This window comes from Alteromonas sp. D210916BOD_24 (genome assembly GCF_047159385.1).
In the GTDB taxonomy this organism is placed as follows: domain Bacteria; phylum Pseudomonadota; class Gammaproteobacteria; order Enterobacterales; family Alteromonadaceae; genus Alteromonas.
This window is the reverse complement of record NZ_AP038333.1, coordinates 2253177-2270757: the sequence shown is the minus strand read 5'-3', so window position 1 is coordinate 2270757 and position 17581 is coordinate 2253177. Positions and strand designations below refer to the sequence as shown.

At 44.4% G+C, this 17581-nt stretch carries 15 protein-coding genes; 8 read left to right on the top strand and 7 right to left on the bottom strand.

Annotated features, from left to right (window positions below; all coding sequences use genetic code 11):
• Positions 1 to 75 precede the first annotated feature (75 nt).
• Positions 76 to 552 carry a transcription elongation factor GreA gene (gene greA, locus ACMCM8_RS09910; RefSeq protein ID WP_412722480.1) on the top strand — a complete coding sequence of 159 codons (477 nt, stop codon included), beginning with the start codon at positions 76 to 78 and terminating at the stop codon, positions 550 to 552.
• Positions 553 to 778: 226 nt separating this feature from the next.
• On the opposite strand, the gene ACMCM8_RS09905 is transcribed toward greA, so the two are convergent.
• Together ACMCM8_RS09905 and ACMCM8_RS09900 are read right to left on the bottom strand one after the other, a co-directional pair.
• Positions 779 to 1234 (bottom strand): type II toxin-antitoxin system YhaV family toxin, encoded by a 456-nt coding sequence (locus ACMCM8_RS09905; protein ID WP_412727674.1) that lies wholly within the window; start codon positions 1232 to 1234, stop codon positions 779 to 781.
• Positions 1235 to 1254: 20 nt separating this feature from the next.
• A complete protein-coding gene (locus tag ACMCM8_RS09900; RefSeq protein WP_412722479.1) occupies positions 1255 to 1584 on the bottom strand; it encodes a type II toxin-antitoxin system PrlF family antitoxin in 330 nt (109 codons plus the stop codon).
• Between the two features lie 397 nt (positions 1585 to 1981).
• On the opposite strand from ACMCM8_RS09900, the gene ACMCM8_RS09895 reads away from it, so the two are divergent.
• From ACMCM8_RS09895 to ACMCM8_RS09885, 3 genes are all read left to right on the top strand, one after another.
• On the top strand, positions 1982 to 3964 hold the full coding sequence (locus ACMCM8_RS09895) for a methyl-accepting chemotaxis protein (RefSeq protein ID WP_412722478.1): 1983 nt from the start codon (positions 1982 to 1984) through the stop codon (positions 3962 to 3964).
• Between the two features lie 95 nt (positions 3965 to 4059).
• A complete protein-coding gene (locus ACMCM8_RS09890) occupies positions 4060 to 4599 on the top strand; it encodes an NUDIX domain-containing protein (protein ID WP_412722477.1) in 540 nt (179 codons plus the stop codon).
• Positions 4600 to 4692: 93 nt separating this feature from the next.
• Positions 4693 to 5082, top strand: coding sequence for a DUF3224 domain-containing protein (locus ACMCM8_RS09885; RefSeq protein ID WP_412722476.1), 390 nt, complete (start codon positions 4693 to 4695; stop codon positions 5080 to 5082).
• A gap of 179 nt (positions 5083 to 5261) precedes the next feature.
• On the opposite strand, the gene ACMCM8_RS09880 is transcribed toward ACMCM8_RS09885, so the two are convergent.
• Entirely contained in the window at positions 5262 to 5705 is a 444-nt protein-coding gene (locus tag ACMCM8_RS09880) for an Hsp20 family protein (protein WP_412722475.1), read from the bottom strand.
• Between the two features lie 315 nt (positions 5706 to 6020).
• Between ACMCM8_RS09880 and ACMCM8_RS09875 the strand changes: the two genes are divergently transcribed.
• Both ACMCM8_RS09875 and pta read left to right on the top strand, forming a co-directional pair.
• A complete protein-coding gene (locus tag ACMCM8_RS09875) occupies positions 6021 to 7202 on the top strand; it encodes an acetate kinase (protein ID WP_412727672.1) in 1182 nt (393 codons plus the stop codon).
• Positions 7203 to 7259: 57 nt separating this feature from the next.
• Positions 7260 to 9401 (top strand): phosphate acetyltransferase, encoded by a 2142-nt coding sequence (gene pta / locus ACMCM8_RS09870; protein ID WP_412722474.1) that lies wholly within the window; start codon positions 7260 to 7262, stop codon positions 9399 to 9401.
• A gap of 162 nt (positions 9402 to 9563) precedes the next feature.
• Here the strand turns inward: pta and ACMCM8_RS09865 are convergent, their stop codons facing one another.
• The 4 genes from ACMCM8_RS09865 to ACMCM8_RS09850 all read right to left on the bottom strand — a co-directional run bounded on the left by ACMCM8_RS09865 (position 9564) and on the right by ACMCM8_RS09850 (position 14850).
• Entirely contained in the window at positions 9564 to 10862 is a 1299-nt protein-coding gene (locus ACMCM8_RS09865) for a metal-dependent hydrolase family protein (protein WP_412722473.1), read from the bottom strand.
• 54 nt (positions 10863 to 10916) lie between these two features.
• Entirely contained in the window at positions 10917 to 12434 is a 1518-nt protein-coding gene (lnt, locus tag ACMCM8_RS09860) for an apolipoprotein N-acyltransferase (RefSeq protein WP_412722472.1), read from the bottom strand.
• Between the two features lie 28 nt (positions 12435 to 12462).
• Positions 12463 to 13320 carry a CNNM family magnesium/cobalt transport protein CorC gene (gene corC / locus ACMCM8_RS09855; RefSeq protein ID WP_412722471.1) on the bottom strand — a complete coding sequence of 286 codons (858 nt, stop codon included), beginning with the start codon at positions 13318 to 13320 and terminating at the stop codon, positions 12463 to 12465.
• A 75-nt stretch (positions 13321 to 13395) separates the two neighbouring features.
• The gene (locus ACMCM8_RS09850) at positions 13396 to 14850 is read right to left on the bottom strand and encodes an undecaprenyl-phosphate glucose phosphotransferase (protein ID WP_412722470.1); all 1455 of its coding nucleotides are present in this window, start codon (positions 14848 to 14850) and stop codon (positions 13396 to 13398) included.
• Positions 14851 to 15820: 970 nt separating this feature from the next.
• On the opposite strand from ACMCM8_RS09850, the gene ACMCM8_RS09845 reads away from it, so the two are divergent.
• Together ACMCM8_RS09845 and ACMCM8_RS09840 are read left to right on the top strand one after the other, a co-directional pair.
• Positions 15821 to 17008 carry an outer membrane beta-barrel protein gene (locus ACMCM8_RS09845; RefSeq protein ID WP_412722469.1) on the top strand — a complete coding sequence of 396 codons (1188 nt, stop codon included), beginning with the start codon at positions 15821 to 15823 and terminating at the stop codon, positions 17006 to 17008.
• Positions 17009 to 17033: 25 nt separating this feature from the next.
• Positions 17034 to 17564, top strand: a complete 531-nt coding sequence (locus ACMCM8_RS09840) for a polysaccharide biosynthesis/export family protein (protein ID WP_412722468.1) — start codon at positions 17034 to 17036, stop codon at positions 17562 to 17564.
• The last annotated feature ends 17 nt before the right edge of the window (positions 17565 to 17581 follow it).

The window sequence follows — 17581 nt, the reverse complement described above, 5'->3', positions numbered from 1 at the left end:
GTGTGAACGAATAAAAAGTGCGCCTTAGCGGCGCACTTTTCTGTTTAAAACAACTAGCTAGGCGAGACTGTATCCATGAGCCAGTATCCAATGACAGCGCGTGGCGCTCAAATGCTGCGTGACGAACTAAACGAGCTTAAAACCAAAACCCGCCCACGTATTATTGAGGCTATTGCTGAAGCGCGTGAGCATGGTGATTTAAAAGAAAATGCGGAATACCACGCTGCCCGTGAACAGCAGAGTTTCTGTGAAGGGCGTATTCAAGACATCGAAGGTAAGTTGTCTAACGCGCAAATCATCGATGTCACGAAAATGGACAACACAGGCAAAGTAATTTTCGGCACCACGGTGACCATTTTAAACACGGCAACAGACGAAGAAACCACCTATCGTATCGTAGGCGATGACGAAGCGGATATTAAGAACAACCTGATTTCAGTGAATTCACCTATTGCACGTGGTCTAATTGGTAAAGAGTTAGATGATGCTGTTACTATTCAGACACCTGCTGGTAGTATTGAAGTTGAAATCATCGAAGTAGAATATATTTAGTTTTTGCAGTCAGTGGAATGGCTTTCCACTGACTTATTTCCCTCAGCGTTCCTTAGTTTTTCAATTGGCACACAGCCCGCTGCAAAAATGTACAGCATAGATCAACAGGCTCTAGACGAAATATCCTTATAAACCGACCTATAACTATTTCATTGTATCGTGCCAGCATATAAATAATCGGAAATGCTATCCAAACTATTTTCTTGCAGAAAAACAAGCAGTTCGCTTATGGATAGAGTGATTCGTCCTTGGCTGCTTTCAAAAGATCATCCCATCCATCGGGAGGGTGTCCAGAAATTAACATCTTTTCGAACACTTTGTATGCATCTGTTCTGCTGCCATATGCGCGTTTGTTCTTTTCATCATTTACCCAAGTATAAACGATGATTTTTGACTCTAGGTGATAACGAAAAAACAAACGGTATTGCTGGAAGAACTTTGCCCGGAACCAATGCTTGTTATCATCACCCAATGTACTTCCTTGGCGAAATTCAGCGCTGGTAGGATCATGCGGTATTAATTCAAAGATTAGCCTTTGAATAGCGGCTAATCGTTTCGTTGCATTCTTCTTAAGGTAGCCCTTTGAATCTTTTTTACGTAAAGACTCAACTTGTGATTTCAGGCTAAGGTATTGCTCTTTAAACAATGGATGAGTGTAAAGTGTCCAACCATTTACGACCATTGGTATCGTTTTTTGCAAACTTACTCGTCCTCATCCAATAACGGAGCATCTAAATCAATTTCAACACCTTCAACCAACGCGTCAACGCTTTCTCGCATACTTGCTGATAACGGCTCTAGTCTTTCAGGATGAGCCTTCATATCTCGTGCTATGAATGATAAAAACTCACCAAGTACAGGGTCGCTTTCTTGTGATTCTGCACGCGAGATAACAACACTGCCGTCAGACTGTATAGCGTATTTAATTTTGTCTTTCTTGCCTAAGCGCAGCGCTTGGCGAACAGGACTAGGTACCGTAGTTTGAAATCGGTCGGTCAGTGTTGATTCAGTTTCTAAAGCAACTTGTGCCATAACAACCTCTATCTTTTACTTGTTTCATTGGTTTGAATATTAGTATGAATAAAGAGGTAATGCAAATGCATTGCCTGTGCGGGCGCAAATTGAGTTCTGCTTTTATGATAGACCAAACTCGTCTAAAAACGGCGGGTATTAAGCTGGCTTAATGTGTGTCTGTTCCTACCTGTTTTATAAGTTATTACCTATACTCAACGACGGCTAAAATCTACACAAAAAGGATTTATAGCACTGGTTAGTGCATTTCAACCCATAACATAACGTCTGTTGCGCTTTATAAAAAGTACGCAAAAAAGTACTTACAAGTGCAACAGGCCATAATAATAACGACAACTTTGCCTAAGAAATGCAGTGATCTACTTGTATACACCTTAACAAGGAGATTTCTCGTTTTATGTTATCTAAAAAACTTACCATTGTTCAGTTGACCTTGTTAGTCACTGGCGCACTTTTCTTATCACTGGCATTCTTAGCATTTAAAAATATCGGTCAGTTGACCAGTTTTATTCACCAAGCCGAGCAAGATAAACGGGTTGTGTCGTTGGTTTCTGCTGTGGAAAGAGTGGCACATCACCATGCTTTGGAGCGGGGATTAACGGCGGGGTTTCTCGGTAATCCTTCCGATGAAGCCAAGCAAAAAGTCGTTAACCAACGTGAAAATGCCGATACTGCTTTCAAAGAGTTAGCCGCATTGGCACAACAAACCTGGCCAGAAGAGTTAGAAGTAGAGAGTATTCTTAAGCCGCTTTTTGATCTTGGGGGCGGCAAAAGCAAAATACGAAATGAAGTGGACGCCCTGCAAGGGGCAGGGGCATTTTCATTTTACAGTCGACTGAATCAACGGGCGTTAAGCGCCGCTAATGCATTTACTTTATTGGTTTACGACCAAAGTGCGAAAAAGCGCTTGGCGCAGGGGCTAATGTTTGCGCAACTAAAAGAAAAGCTTGGTCAGCGTCGCGGCAAAATTAATGCCGTGCTGGCAAGACAGCATATTGCCCCAAACGTCAGAGATGAAATTACAAGCTACAGTAATGAAATCAACGACCTTTATGAAAAACTCAACCTAAGTTTAGCCAACGACAAACAAATTCGCTTTGAACCGTTCTTGTCGTCTTCCGAGTCGTTACAGGTAGAGCGTATTGGTGCCCTTGTCATTGCAGAGCCCGTTGATTTTAGTGTGCTTCCCGCAAACACTGAGTGGTTTGGCTTGGCTACCGCGCAAATAGGGCAGGTGGCGACTTTTTTGAAAACCGTATTTAACAATGTAAAAGAGATTACCGATGACACCGCATCAGCGGCTCGCACTTCGCTGATAGTGATCATTGTTGTCATTGTATTGGTGACTATTTTTATCGCGCTGGTTTATCGCGCGCTGTTATCAGTAATTACCAGGCAACTTAATGCATTGGTGTTCAATTTAAATAAAATTGCAAAAGAAGGTGACCTGACCGTTAAGGTTAAAATGGATGCAGACAATGAACTGGGCGAAATATCCCGTTCGGTGAATACCACCATCATTGCCTTAAGAGACTTAATAAAGGGGCTTGGCGAGTCTATCACTACCAGCGCAAGACTGTCTGATCAACTGGAGCAATCAAGTACCAATATCTTGCAGGACGCAGGCAACACCCAGAACCTCACCACCAATATTGCATCGGCAGTGGAACAGATAGCCGTTACCAGTCGCGAAATTGCTCAATCATCTCTTGATACATTAAACGCCAGCAAAAGTTTAGATGAATTGGCAGAGCAATCACTTATTGCAAATGACAGAATAAAACACAGTATGTCGTCGCTGTCAGAGGATATCAAAGGGGTACAGTCGAACGCAAAACAAATGGAAACGAAGGTGATGGAGATAGGCTCTATTTTGGAAACCATCAACACACTTTCCGATCAGACCAATCTGTTGGCGTTAAATGCGGCAATAGAAGCCGCGCGAGCCGGCGAACACGGCCGAGGCTTTGCGGTGGTTGCCGATGAAGTGCGCAAACTGGCAAAAAGCTCCAGAGAATCGTCAGACAAAATATCGACTTTATTGTTAAGTCTGCGCGAGGCCAGTGTGGTGGTAGTAAACGATATCAATAAAAATGTCGAGTCGATTTCAACGTCAATGGATACCACTGAAGACGGACGAAATACGGTAGCAAAAGTAAAAGAAGCGGCCACAGAATTAGAATTAATGGCTAACAATATGTCATCAGCGGCAGAGCAACAGTCTATGACCACTGAAGCCGTAGCGAAAGATGTGGTGGCGGTGGAAGAAGCGGCGCGCCATGAATTGGGAATTGCGCAAGCGTTATCACAGTTGTCTAAGGATATGCAGCACAATAACAGGTTACTGCTGCGCACTGTCGAAGGGTTTAAAGTGGATTAGCTTCACAACATGAATGGGATGGCGTTGTATTTGTGTGTACAGTACGATGTTAGGATGTAAGAGATGAGATTAGTGAGGCTAACGGGGCTTTAACCATGGCTGATATTGACACCATTGACTCCAGAGTTGTTTATAAAAATAAATGGCTGACGTTACGGGAAGACAAAATACGCAGGAAAAGTGGCAGTGAAGGCATATACGGGGTGGTAGAAAAGCCTGACTTTGCCATTATTTTGCCTATTGAGGGCGATACGGTTTATCTGGTTGAGCAGTATCGTTACACCATTAAACAGCGCCAGTTAGAATTACCTCAGGGAGCGTGGGAAAGTCATCCTGACGCCGACCCAGCACAATTAGCTGCCGGCGAGCTCAAAGAAGAGACCGGACTTAGCGCCCGCGAAATGATTTACGTCGGCTATCAATATCTCGCCTATGGTTTTTGTGATCAGGGTTATCACATCTATATCGCAAAAGGATTAACCCAGGGCGAACAACAGCTAGACTGTGAAGAGGAAGACCTTCGCATTGTGACTATGACTTTAGAGACATTAAAGACAAAAATTATCACCGGTGAGATAAAAGACGCCAGCACGTGTAATGCCGTAGGACTCGCTATTTTAAAGGGGTTTATCTGATTTATTTATAAAATACAGTTTCTTACACTTCAAATGTTGTATTTTTGTACGCGAGCAGGATAGGATAGACAAAAGTATAGCTAGGAGAAAACCATGAGCTACAAAGGCAGTTTTTCAATACAGAAGTGGGACGAAGAGACATTAAATGAAAAATCAGAAGGCGTAAAAACGTCTCATGCCTCAATAAAGCAAACCTACACTGGTGATATGTCAGGTGAGTCAGATGTTGAGTTTTTGATGAGCTATCAAAGTCAGACAAAGGCGAAATTTGTCGGGTTTGAATTTTTTGTGGGCGTGATTGACGGTGCACGTGGCTGCGTTACGCTTCAGCACAATGGCAGTTTTGAAAATGGCGTTGCCAGCAGCGCTTTTACCTCTATTGACGACTCTGCCACAGGTGAACTGGCGGGCCGAAATATTACCGGCTCTTTTAGGTCGGGTGAATCGGGTATAGCCAATTACGAACTCACCATTTCCCATTAGCGCTCGTTAGTTGTGAAGGCGCAGTGTGACTGTTATCAAGTCGTATTTTACCGCGCAACTACCCGAAATGTTTCAATGTCACACAGTTAATAATGTGCTGCTTTGAGGCAAAAAAAACGGCGCACTAGGCGCCGTTAAAAGTTGGGAAACAAACCAAGAAGGTGTTGAATATCGTCGAATTAGTTTTCGAGTAGGCGTGAACCTATTTCAATTTGACGAGGCTTCTTGGCTTCTGGAATGACTCGCTCCATATCGATATGCAGAAGACCGTTTTCCATATCAGCAGCCAATACTTTTACGTGGTCACCAAGCTGGAATTTACGTTCAAAATTACGTTCTGAAATGCCTTTGTGTAGGAATTTACGTTCAGCACTTTCCTTTTCTTCCGCTTTCTTCGTACCGGTAATGGTTAGCGTGTTTTCTTCTACTTGAATAGACACGTCGTCTTTACTGAAACCAGCAATAGCCATGGTTACGCGGTATTTATCATCGTCAAGCAGTTCAATATTGTATGGCGGATAGGTGCTTTGCTTTTCTGAACGCGATGCCGCATCAATAAGCGAAGCAAGGTGGTCTGAACCAATGAATGAACGGTAAAGTGGAGATAGATCGATATTACGCATAGTCATATCCTAATAATTAAGCAATATGTTTAAAATTAAATGCCCCGACTTTGCGGCGGCAGTGTTGTCGACCTGACCTTTCAGCGCCGACAAAATAGATATAGGAATGGACCAAATACTTTTCAACAGCAAAACGTAAAATTTTTTAAAAAAAGTTTGCGGTACGCGGGTTGGTTTTCAAAAGACCTCAATTAAAACAAGGGTATGCGATGTTTTTTATAAAACATTTAGCAATACATTAACGAACTTGATTGTTGATAAATGCTACAATTGAAGCAACTACTCAGTCAGTACATGTCACTTGAAAATCTAGCCATGAAGAAAGAAGTCATTGTTTTAAACTGCGGCAGTTCATCCGTAAAATTTGCCATTATCGACGCCCAAACCGGTGAAGCCGGATTAACCGGCATTGCAGAATCACTTGGCAATAAAAACGCCAGTTTGTCGTACAAGTTAAATGGACACAAAGAACAAGTAGCCCTTAGTGAAAATGCTTCACACAGTGAAGCGTTGAACGTCATTCAAAGCATTATATCGCGCACCGGTGTAACACCGATTGCCATCGGTCACAGGGTAGTGCACGGTGGGGAAAAGTTCACACAAGCCGCATTGGTGGATGACAGCGTATTAAAAGCGATTGAAGATTATGCCAGTATGGCACCACTTCACAACATGGCTAATTTAAAGGGTATTGTAACCGCGCAACAGGCGTACCCTGATTTACCCCATGTGGCAGTATTCGACACTGCATTTTTTCAGACCCTGCCCGAGAAAGCGTATCTTTATGCCTTACCTAAGTCGCTTTACCGAGAACACGGTATACGCCGCTATGGCTTTCACGGTACCAGCCATAAGTTCATTTTAGATAGCATGGCCACCATGCTTAACCAGCGCATAGAAGAGACCAGTATTATTAGTGCGCATCTGGGTAATGGCTGTAGTGTATCGGCTATTGAAAACGGGCGCGCGGTAGACACCAGCCTGGGTTTCAGTCCCCTAGAAGGGCTGGTGATGGGCACCCGTTGTGGTGATATTGACCCCAGCCTGCCGGGCACGCTACAGAAAAAGTTGGGTAAAAGCGCAGACGAAATCAGCGATTTACTCAATAAACAGTCTGGACTGTTGGGGATATCAGAGTTAAGTAACGACTGTCGCACGTTGGAAGACGCAGCGCAGCAAGGTCATGAAGGTGCATTACTGGCAATAGAGCTTTTTTGCTATCGGTTAGCAAAATATATTGCGGGTTATATGGTGGCTGTGCCCACACTTAACGCTATTGTATTTACCGGTGGCATTGGTGAAAACTCGTCACTTATTCGCCAGACCACATTGGGCTACTTTGCCCACTTCGGTATTACTCTTGACGAACAGAAAAATGACGCAGCGCGGTTTGGTCACAGCGGTCAAATTACCGCTACCAATTCGACTATGCCGGTGTATGTTGTACCCACCAATGAAGAGTGGGTGATTGCTTCAGAAGCCGCTACGTTCGCCTGACAAGGCGCGCTTTTTAAACGTGTTGTAGACGCGACTACAACTATTGCAGGAGTCACTATGTCTCGTAAAATAATGTTGATCCCAGTGGGCACCAGCGTGGGACTTACTACGGTCAGCATGGGCCTTGTGCGCGCTATAGAAGAGCAGGGCATTAAACTAAACTTTTTCAAACCGGTCGCTCAGCCTCGCAGAGGTGACAACGGTGAAGAACGTTCAACCGCCATTATTACTCACCATGCCAGTGTAAAACCTATCACGCCTTTTAAGCTTGATTATGTTGAAAGCATGATAAGTAACGATCACACCGATGAACTACTAGAAGAAATTATTGAACGCTTTGAAGAGAACAGCGAGCAAGAAGCGGTCACGGTGATTGAAGGCTTAGTGACAACCCGCCACCATCCTTATGCAGAGCGCCTGAACTTAGCCATTAGCCGTGCCCTTGATGCGGATATTGTCTTTGTTGCAGTGCCGGGCAACGACGCGCTTACCGACATTAATCATCGTCTTGAGATTGTGGTAGATACTTATGGCGGCCACAAAAGCCAAAAAGTAGTGGGATGTATTTTCAATAAAGTGAATGCGCCGTTGGATGAACACGGCCGACTGCGCGCCGATATTGGCGGAATGGATGCACCTGAACACGACGAAATTCGCAGTCAGGCATTGCGCGAACTGCCCATTTTCACAAAAGGGCTAAGTTTACTGGGCACCATTGACTGGAATGCTGATTTGGTATCGCCGCGGGCCACCGATTTAGCGAAGCACCTCAATGCAACATTGTTAAATGAAGGCGACTTAGCCATTCGCCGATTAAGCAGTGTGACGTTTTGTGCCAGAGAAATTCACAACATGACACATACGCTTAAACCCGGCGCATTACTGGTGATGTCGGGTGACCGAGGTGACGTGTTTGTGTCGTGCTGTTTGGCGGCACTTAACGGTACTAAGCTGGGGGCATTGCTACTAACCGGGGGCTACCAGCCCGATGACAACATTATGGCATTGTGCAGACAAGCCATGGAAACTGGTTTGCCTGTTATGCTGGTTAAAACCAATACCTGGCAAACTGCGCAGAATCTGCATGCGTTTAATCAGGAAGTACCGGTAGACGATAGCCAGCGCATTGAAAAGGTAATGGTTCACACTGCAGAAAGCTTAGATGCAAACTGGGTGACGTCGCTTACGCAAAAAGTGTCGCGTCAGAAGAAGCTGTCGCCTTCGGCGTTTCGTTTTTATCTGACCAACCGCGCCCGCCAGCTCAATAAACGCATTGTGCTGCCTGAAGGCAATGAACCGCGAACGGTAGTGGCTGCCTCGATATGTTCCAAAAGGGGGTTGGCTCGCCCGGTATTGCTGGGTGATGAAACAGAAATCAGGCGTATTGCCCAGCAGCAGGGTGTGGTGTTGGGAGAGGGCGTGGAAATACTGTCTCCGCAAGCCATTAGAAACGATTACGTGCAAGCATTGGTTGAGCTTCGCGGGCACAAAGGGGTTACCGAAATGGTGGCCAAAGAGCTGCTGGAAGATAACGTTACCCTTGGTACCATGATGTTACAGCAAGATCATGTAGACGGATTAGTCTCTGGTGCAGTGCATACCACCGCCAATACTATTCGCCCGGCGTTACAGTTAATTAAAACCGCTGAAAATGCGTCGTTGGTGTCATCGGTGTTCTTTATGTTGCTGCCCGATCAGGTGTTGGTGTACGGCGACTGTGCAATTAACCCCGACCCGAATGCCCAGCAGCTTGCAGATATTGCCATTCAGTCCGCTACGTCGGCGCAAATGTTTGGCATAGAGCCTAGGGTGGCCATGATAAGTTACAGTACCGGGACGTCGGGGGCAGGTAGCGACGTTGAAAAAGTGCGTGAAGCCACCCAGATTGCGCAAAAACGTCGCCCGGATCTGTTGATTGATGGGCCATTACAGTACGACGCAGCAGCCATTGAAAGTGTGGGTAAAAGCAAAGCCCCAAATAGCCCAGTGGCAGGTAAAGCCAACGTATTTGTATTTCCTGATCTCAATACAGGTAACACCACTTACAAAGCGGTGCAGCGCAGTTTTGACTTAGTGTGTATTGGGCCTATGTTACAAGGCATGCGAAAGCCTGTGAACGATTTAAGTCGTGGTGCGTTGGTAGACGATATTGTCTTTACCATTGCGCTTACCGCTATTCAAGCGGCGGGTAGCAATTAGCGTGTCTCGCCCATAATTCATCTATAAAAAACGGCGCTTTATTAAGCGCCGTTTTCGCTACATAGCAAATTGCTTTCGCTACATTGCGTACCTTTTCAGCTACATCGTGTACTGTTTCAGCTACATCGCGTAATGGTTCAGCTACATAGCGTAATGGTTCAGCTACATAGCATATTGTTTTACTATGCGCCCGTCTTTCATCACAAAGCCTACCTTTTCCATCAGACTCATGTCTTCCATTGGGTTACCCGGTACGGCAACAATGTCTGCTAACTTACCTTCTTCCAGACTACCTAAGGTGGCCTCTTGTTTCAGCAAGCGCGCAGGGTTAATGGTAGCGGCCTGAATAGCTTGCATGGGAGTCATACCAAATTGCACCATGCGGGCAAACTGTTTAGGGTTGTCACCGTGTGGGTAAACGCCTGCATCAGAGCCAAACACCATATTCACACCGGCATCAACTGCTTTTTTGAAGTTCTCGCGTTGAGTTTTGCCCACAATGCGCTCTTTGTTCAGGCTTTCTTCAAGAATACCTGCTTTTTCACCTTCACCAAGAATATATTCGGTTACGTAAATATCCATCGAAAAGTAGGTGCCGTGCTGCTTGGCCAGCACAATAGCTTCATCGTCCAGTAAGCTAACGTGCTCAACGGAATCGACCCCGGCTTTTATGGCAGCTTTAATTCCACTGGTACCGTGGGCATGAGTAGCCACAGTTAGGCCGCGCAAATGGGCTTCATCGATAAGTGCCTGCATCTCTTCAAACGTATATTGTTGTGCACCTACTTTGGTGCCTTTTGACAATACTCCGCCGGTGGCACAAAACTTAATAACGGTGGCGCCATATTTAATATTGCGACGTACTTTTTTGCGCACTTCCCAGGGGCCATCGGCCACGCCTTCGCTGTAATTATCATACTCGTAAGGCAGAAGGTTACTGTCGCAATGGCCGCCTGTTACCCCTAAACTGGGGCCTGCCACAAACATACGGGGGCCTTCAACATCGCCGGCGTTAATGGCGTCGCGCAGTGCGACATCGGCAAAGCCGGGTGCCCCTACGTTGCGTACTGTGGTAAACCCTGCCTCTATTGTGGCTTTAGCGTGTTTTACGCCCGTAATAGCAGCACGGGGGAGTGAGACTTCCAAACGCTTGTAGCCATGGCGCGTCGCATCGCTGGTTAAATGCACGTGCATGTCCATTAATCCTGGCATTAAGGTAGCGTCACCTAAATCGATGCGTTTGGCATTCGCTGGTACCGACAGCTTACCCAATTCACCGGCGGCAGCAATGATATTGTCAGTTACAATAATACCCGCCCGCTTTATCATTTTACCTTGGCTGACATCGACCATGCGATCGGCTGTGATCACAATGGTGTCAGCCCATACAGCTACGCTGGTCATACCTAACGTTAGTGCTAACGCGACTGATGTTTTTGAAATACGAGAGACCCAATTCACGAATTATTCCTCAATAGTTATTGTAGTGACCTGAAAAGAGTAAAATCGCACGCCCTAATAATGCTTTCTTCTTATTATTAATGCACTTGCGAACAGGGCTAAAACTATAAACCAAACACCTAAGTCTTGCAGGTGGTAATACGGTGTAAAACCTGTGGTTGCGATAACTGGCGCGGTAATACTACCCGCTTCAAATTGAGGGAGTTGGGCGGTTATGTTGCCACGGTGATCAATAAACGCCGTAATGCCATTGTTGGTGGCTCTAAGTACAGGGCGGCCCAGTTCTAATGCACGCATTTGGGCTATTTGTAAGTGTTGGGCAGGGCCGTGTGAACGACCAAACCAGGCGTCGTTACTCACGGTAATAATCATATCGGTATGGCCATACACATTGGCCATAACCTGTCGTGGAAAGGCAATTTCAAAACAAATGGCAGGGGCTAAAAATAGGCCATTGGCTTGTAAATTAGGTTGCTGAAACGCGCCCCGTGAAAACGACGACATGGGCAAATCGAACAGCGGTGCCAGCGGGCGCAGCCAGTCTTCAAAGGGCACAAATTCACCTACTGGCAGTAGGTGGTGCTTAGCAAAACGATTAGCGTGAAAATACTGATAATCAGGGCTAGTGGCGTCACTATTGCGTTTACCTAGCACAATCAGGTTATTCCATGCTTCGTCAGTTTCCCAGTTGTAATTCACAATACCGGTAATAAGGGCGGTATTTTCTTCAAAGGCGCGCAGGTTAACTTGGGTTAAGTAAGGTTGTGCCAGTGGCTCAAGTTTGGGTACGGCAGCTTCGGGCCATACTATCAAGTCGTTGTCCCACAAACTCTCGGTTAAATTAAGATAAGTCTGCATGGTAGGCGCATCTTGTTCGGGCACCCACCGCAAGCTTTGCGCAATATTGCCCTGTGCCATACCGACCGAATACGTGGTTTTCGGGGTAACCCAATCATGTTGTTTAAGCACATAACCACTAACAAACAGGCACACTGTGACGAGAACGGCATTGGTAATACTGCGCTTACTGTGCATAAGGGCAAGTAGACAGGCACTTATTACAACCAGTGCGGTAATGCCGGTTTCACCAATAATAGGGGCAAAGCCTGAAAGTGGGCTGGCTATTTGGCTGTAGCCTAATGATAACCAGGGAAACCCAGACAGCATCCAACTGCGCAGCCATTCAGCCACTACCCAAAAGAAGGGTAACGCCATTGGCCAAAGTGCAGGCTTAAAATAGGTTGCAGTTAGCTTAATGGCAAGGGCAGGGTACAAGGCTAAATAACCACATAACAGAGCCATTAGCGCAACAGAGGCAACTAAGGGTAGCCCGCCAAAATCAGCAATACTGACGTGTACCCAGCTAATACCTGCACCAAACCATCCCATGCCAAACAGCCAGCCGGCGAGAAATGGGCGATGTTTAAGTTTGATTATTTGGCGTATGGCCAAAGCTAATACCACAATAGTAAGCAACCACATATCAAACGGCGCAAAAGCCAGCGTGAGACCAGCGCCACTTAATATAAGCAGTAGATAGGGTAAAAGCCTGGGGGAAAACCGTTTTAACATAGTTAGTGTAGGGCAGTAGCCAGAGTGATTACTCCAGCCAAGGTACCGACACTTTAAGTTGGATCAAACGGCGTTTGTCGCAGTTTGTCACCTTAAATTGCATTTCACCAATGGTGATCTCGTCATTGGTTTCTGGCATATGACCAAAGGCTTTCAGTACAATGCCGCCAATGGTATCGGCTTCTTCCTCACTGAATTTTGTTTCGAAAAATTCGTTGAAGTCGTCGACAGGGGTTAATGCCTTTACGGTATAAGTCGATTTGTTTAACGGGCGAATATCGTCAGTGCCGTCTTCTTCGGTGTCGTATTCGTCCTCAATCTCGCCAACAATAATCTCAAGTATATCTTCAATGGTCACTAAGCCCGATACACCACCGTATTCGTCCACCACTATTGCCATGTGATAGCGTTGTTGACGAAACTCTTTTAACAATACGTCTACCCGTTTGCTTTCAGGTACGATAACCGCAGGGCGAAGAATATCGCGTAAGTTGAACTCTTTTTCAGCGTTAAACGCAAAGGCCAACAGATCTTTGGCTAGCAAAATCCCTTCAATATGATCTTTGTCTTCGCTGATAACAGGAAAGCGGGAGTGGGCTGACTCAAGCATAACTGGTAAAAATTCTTCTACCTTTTGCTCAACGTCTATTGTGGTCATTTGAGCGCGGGGGATCATAATGTCTCTTACGCGCATTTCATTTACCCCAATTACCCCTTCAATCATTTCGCGGGTTTGAGGATCAATGATTTCATTTTGTTCGGCATCGGTAATTACTGATACCAACTCTTCTTTACTTCTCGGCTCGCCAGAAATCGAATTTTTTAGTTTATCTAACCAACTCTTGCCTGATGAGCCGCTGGTAGAGTGAGGATTATCGTCGCTCATAATGTCCGTTTTGTTATTACTTCAACCGCCAAAGGTAAATTTCTTTTGCTACCTCGTCAATGGCTAATTACGTGACTAGTACGCGTTTTTGTTCACAAAGCCCTTAAAAATGGTAAGAAATATTATCTTAAGATCGAGAAACAACGACCAGCGATGAATGTATTCAATGTCGTATTCAACCCTCTTAACCATTTTCGATAACTGTTCAGTTTCGCCGCGGTAACCGTTTACTTGCGCCCAACCCGTAATGCCAGGGCGTACTTTATGCCGAAGCATATAGCCTTTAATTAGTTTGCGGTATTCCTCGTTGTGCGCCACCGCGTGTGGGCGGGGGCCTACAATTGACATTCGGCCCTGCAACACATTAATAAATTGCGGTAACTCATCTAGCGAGGTTCTGCGCAAAAACGCGCCTAATTTGGTTATACGTGGGTCGTTCTTTTGCGCTTGCTTTACTACGGCACCGTTGTCTTGCGCCGTCATCGAGCGAAACTTGTAAACCATAATTTGTTTACCGTCTAAGCCGTAGCGCTTTTGTTTAAAAATAACTGGGCCTTTCGAGGTAAGCTTAACGGCTGTGGCAATCACTAACATGGGCACGGTAAGAAACGCCAGAATAATAAGGCTAAGTACTATATCTTCGGCACGTTTTAGCAGATCGCTTGCGCCTTGAAACGGCGTGTCGTACACACTTAATGCTTCTACCGAGCCAATGCTTTGCCAACGGGAATTCATTAAGTTGTATACAAAAAAGTTAGGAATAATATACACATTCGCGGTGGTATCGGCACAGCGGTCGAGTATTTCTCTTATTCTGGGTTCTGCACCCATAGGCAACGCAATATACACGTAATCAATTTTACCGGCTTTGGCTAATTCAATGGCATCATCAATACGCCCTAGTACTTCATACCTGCCATTTTTTGCTACGCGCTCGGCTGAACGGTCATCGTAAATACCGTTAAAATTAATGCCTAACTGGTCATTCTTTTCAATTTGTTTGGCTAAGTTGTAACCGGTTTTGGTTGCACCTACTATTACGGCTTGTCGGCTATTCATGCCTATTTTGCGAATGTGGAACAAAAACTTACGCATAACATAGCGCCAGCTAACTAGCGTAATAGAGGAAGACACAAACCACACCAGCAAAATATTTTGGTGTTTTGTAACATCACTATACAAAAAGAAACCAATAGTTAAGGTAGCGATAAACGCAATAGACCAGCAATAAAACGTGGTTTTTAGAATTTCACTGGTGCTGTGCCCGCGCCACGAACGGTATAAGTCTAATGACTCGGCCACCAACTGAAAGGCAATAACATAGATAAATAAGAAAACTAACTCTTCGGTATTAACCGACACGCCAAAAAGCAGGTAAGACGCATAAAAAAGCGCGGTAACTAAAGAAAGGTCGATAAGCCGGTAAAGAGAGGAGAAGCTGGTTTTGTGCCTAACAGCAAAGCCGCCTGTGGCATTGTTTAAATCGTTTTGCTCGTCCATATGATCAGAAAAAAATGCCTTGTTATCCATAATATCAGCCTTTTGAATACTCCGATGTATTAGTAATACACACTACGTACAATAAGAGGGTATGCCAACGCATAGCTCTCGCCAATTAACGCACGACCAGTATTTAGGCAAAAAGTTACAGATGTGTGGTTTTTATATGTTTTTTTAAAAAGCCTTAGCTTAAATTACTATCTGTATCTTATTTTTCGCCTACTATAGCGTTTACAGCACAGCGCGATCAACAACTATCGTATTGCGATAAGTATAAGAGTAGGTAAAGGGGAGAGTGGACCCAGCTAAGTAATTGTTTTTAGATATTATCTATGTTTATACAATATGGATTTCGAAAATTTTTTAAAAAACGGACATCTGTAACAATTTTTTCACAACAGACTGTTTTTTATAACCAAAAATCATTTAACGCTTAAATAATATACATTTAAGTTATGTATTTAGATAACTTTAGAATAAAAAGTATACCTTTATTGAATTTAGCCTTTGACTATTAAATAAATAGTGACATCATATAACCATGCGAGCGATTTATGTTTTGTTGGTTAAAGCGTATCAGAGTATTTACTGGTATGTAGTACATGTAGCAAAGAAAAAGTAGTAAATACTCTGTAGTAAAACAGCAACGTTGACATAATAATATGCGTACCCGTACTACTACGGGTAGTATTCTATTTGTATATAACGGTAGATAGAACGGAAAATAATTTAAAAAAAGCTGGGTGGGCGTTAATTAGATAGGACGCAGTATTACCGAGTTTTGGGCGCAGAAGTTTTAGACGTTAGCTTTAAGCGCATGGTTTTAGCATTTAATATATAAGTATGTAGCATGGCAGTAGCTAGCCAATAAAGTAACTAGCCAATAAACAGCTAAATACAATTTAATTGACACTTTGAGAACACAATTTACCGCATCACTAGCTTAAAAGTGGTTTCTAGGAAGCGATAAAAAAAGTATATAGGTAAGGATGATATAAGTATGCGTAAATTACACGTTGCAGCTGCTATTTGCAGTGTATTAATTGGTAAGGGTGTACTTGCTCAGGAAGCAGCAGGTATAGACTTGGGCGGTTTTGAGCTATACCCCTCACTGGGTGTGGGTTTGTCACACGACAGCAACGTTATTCGTAGTGAAGATAACGAAATTGACAGCTGGGCGTCTACCGTTATCCCTGAACTGGTATTGGTGAATAACTACGGTTTAAACCAAATACAGGTTGGTTACAGGCTTACCCGTGCTGACTATTTTGAAAGTACAGACGACGACTATACCGACCACCTCTTCTTTGCAGACGCAGCCTTCGACCTAAACGTACGTAACCGCTTAAGCTTAACGGCCAATTATGAAGACGGGCACGACGCACGTGGCACCAGTTTCTCTATTGGCCGTGGTGAAGAATTGAGTTCGCCAGATACCTATAAAAACTCCTCGGTAAGTGGTACCTATTCATACGGTGCGCTTACGTCGAAAGGCCGTATAGACTTAACGGCGGGCTACTCAACGGTAGATTACGATATAGACACCGATGAATATCGTTCACGTGATCGCAATACCACTAATTTGGCTTCAACCTTTTACTACCAGGTAATGCCGGCAACCGACTTAACCTTCGACGTTATTTATAACGATATTGAGTACGATTTTGCCCTTGACCCAACAGCACCGTTAGACAGTGAAGAAACCCGCTTGTTAGTGGGTGTGGAATGGGAGTCTACCGCGCAAACCACAGGTTATGCCAAAATAGGTAACCGTAAAAAAGATTTTAAAGCAGAAGGGCGCGAAAACTTCAGTGGGTTAGACTGGACAATAGGCGTAACCTGGACGCCCCTTACCTATTCAATTGTTGATGTTTCGGCATTTACCAATACTAACGAAACTAACGGTGAAGGCGATTTTATTGAAACCACAACTTACTTGGCGACATGGGAACATGAGTGGTTAGAACGTGTGTCTACCACAGTGCGTACTTCTTATTCTGAAGACAAGTATACCGGCGGCAGTGATCGTAAAGATGAAAACATGGCGCTAGGGTTGTCACTTAACTACCAAATGCAGCGTAACGTATTAGTACAGCTAGGTTACGATTACGACGAGCGTGACAGTAACCGTAACGCAATTGACTTTGACCGCAGTGTGTTTAGCTTGTCGATGCGCGTAACGCTGTAACGCAGTTTGTTAGCGGAAGTATTAAATGAAAAAAGTAGTAATAATGTTACTGGCGCTATTAGCGCCAGTATTGTCTTTGGCCCAAACCAGTCAGCTTAACCAGTACAAGTTAGGCTCTGGCGATTTAGTAAAAATAAACGTGTATGGTCAGGATGACCTAACTTTAGAAAGCCGACTTACTGATATTGGTGTAATCAATTACCCTTATTTGGGTGAAATTAAGCTTACTGGTATGACAGTAGGTGAACTTGAGAATTATATATACACAGGGCTAAAGGGCGACTACTTAGTTGAACCTTCCGTTTCTGTTTCCATCCTTGAATATCGCCCGTTTTTTATTAACGGCGAAGTAGAAAAGCCCGGGGGTTATGCTTTTCAGCCTGGATTAACTATTGATAAAGCGGCTGCACTCGCTGGTGGGTATACAGAACGTGCAAGCAAAACAAAAATATTTATAGATAGAGAAGTGAATGGCAGATTGGTAAAGATAACTGCTGACAGAAGTCAAGCGATATTGCCTGGCGATATTATAAATATTGAACAAAGCTTTTTCTAATAATTACAATTGAACGG

Excerpts from the sequence above, each read along its gene's own strand:
- greA (WP_412722480.1), top strand. The coding sequence starts at position 76 with ATGAGCCAGTATCCAATGACAGCGCGTGGCGCTCAAATGCTGCGTGAC.
- ACMCM8_RS09905 (WP_412727674.1), bottom strand. The coding sequence starts at position 1,234 with ATGGTCGTAAATGGTTGGACACTTTACACTCATCCATTGTTTAAAGAG.
- ACMCM8_RS09900 (WP_412722479.1), bottom strand. The coding sequence starts at position 1,584 with ATGGCACAAGTTGCTTTAGAAACTGAATCAACACTGACCGACCGATTT.
- ACMCM8_RS09895 (WP_412722478.1), top strand. The coding sequence starts at position 1,982 with ATGTTATCTAAAAAACTTACCATTGTTCAGTTGACCTTGTTAGTCACT.
- ACMCM8_RS09890 (WP_412722477.1), top strand. The coding sequence starts at position 4,060 with ATGGCTGATATTGACACCATTGACTCCAGAGTTGTTTATAAAAATAAA.
- ACMCM8_RS09885 (WP_412722476.1), top strand. The coding sequence starts at position 4,693 with ATGAGCTACAAAGGCAGTTTTTCAATACAGAAGTGGGACGAAGAGACA.
- ACMCM8_RS09880 (WP_412722475.1), bottom strand. The coding sequence starts at position 5,705 with ATGCGTAATATCGATCTATCTCCACTTTACCGTTCATTCATTGGTTCA.
- ACMCM8_RS09875 (WP_412727672.1), top strand. The coding sequence starts at position 6,021 with ATGAAGAAAGAAGTCATTGTTTTAAACTGCGGCAGTTCATCCGTAAAA.
- pta (WP_412722474.1), top strand. The coding sequence starts at position 7,260 with ATGTCTCGTAAAATAATGTTGATCCCAGTGGGCACCAGCGTGGGACTT.
- lnt (WP_412722472.1), bottom strand. The coding sequence starts at position 12,434 with ATGTTAAAACGGTTTTCCCCCAGGCTTTTACCCTATCTACTGCTTATA.
- corC (WP_412722471.1), bottom strand. The coding sequence starts at position 13,320 with ATGAGCGACGATAATCCTCACTCTACCAGCGGCTCATCAGGCAAGAGT.
- ACMCM8_RS09850 (WP_412722470.1), bottom strand. The coding sequence starts at position 14,850 with ATGGATAACAAGGCATTTTTTTCTGATCATATGGACGAGCAAAACGAT.
- ACMCM8_RS09845 (WP_412722469.1), top strand. The coding sequence starts at position 15,821 with ATGCGTAAATTACACGTTGCAGCTGCTATTTGCAGTGTATTAATTGGT.
- ACMCM8_RS09840 (WP_412722468.1), top strand. The coding sequence starts at position 17,034 with ATGAAAAAAGTAGTAATAATGTTACTGGCGCTATTAGCGCCAGTATTG.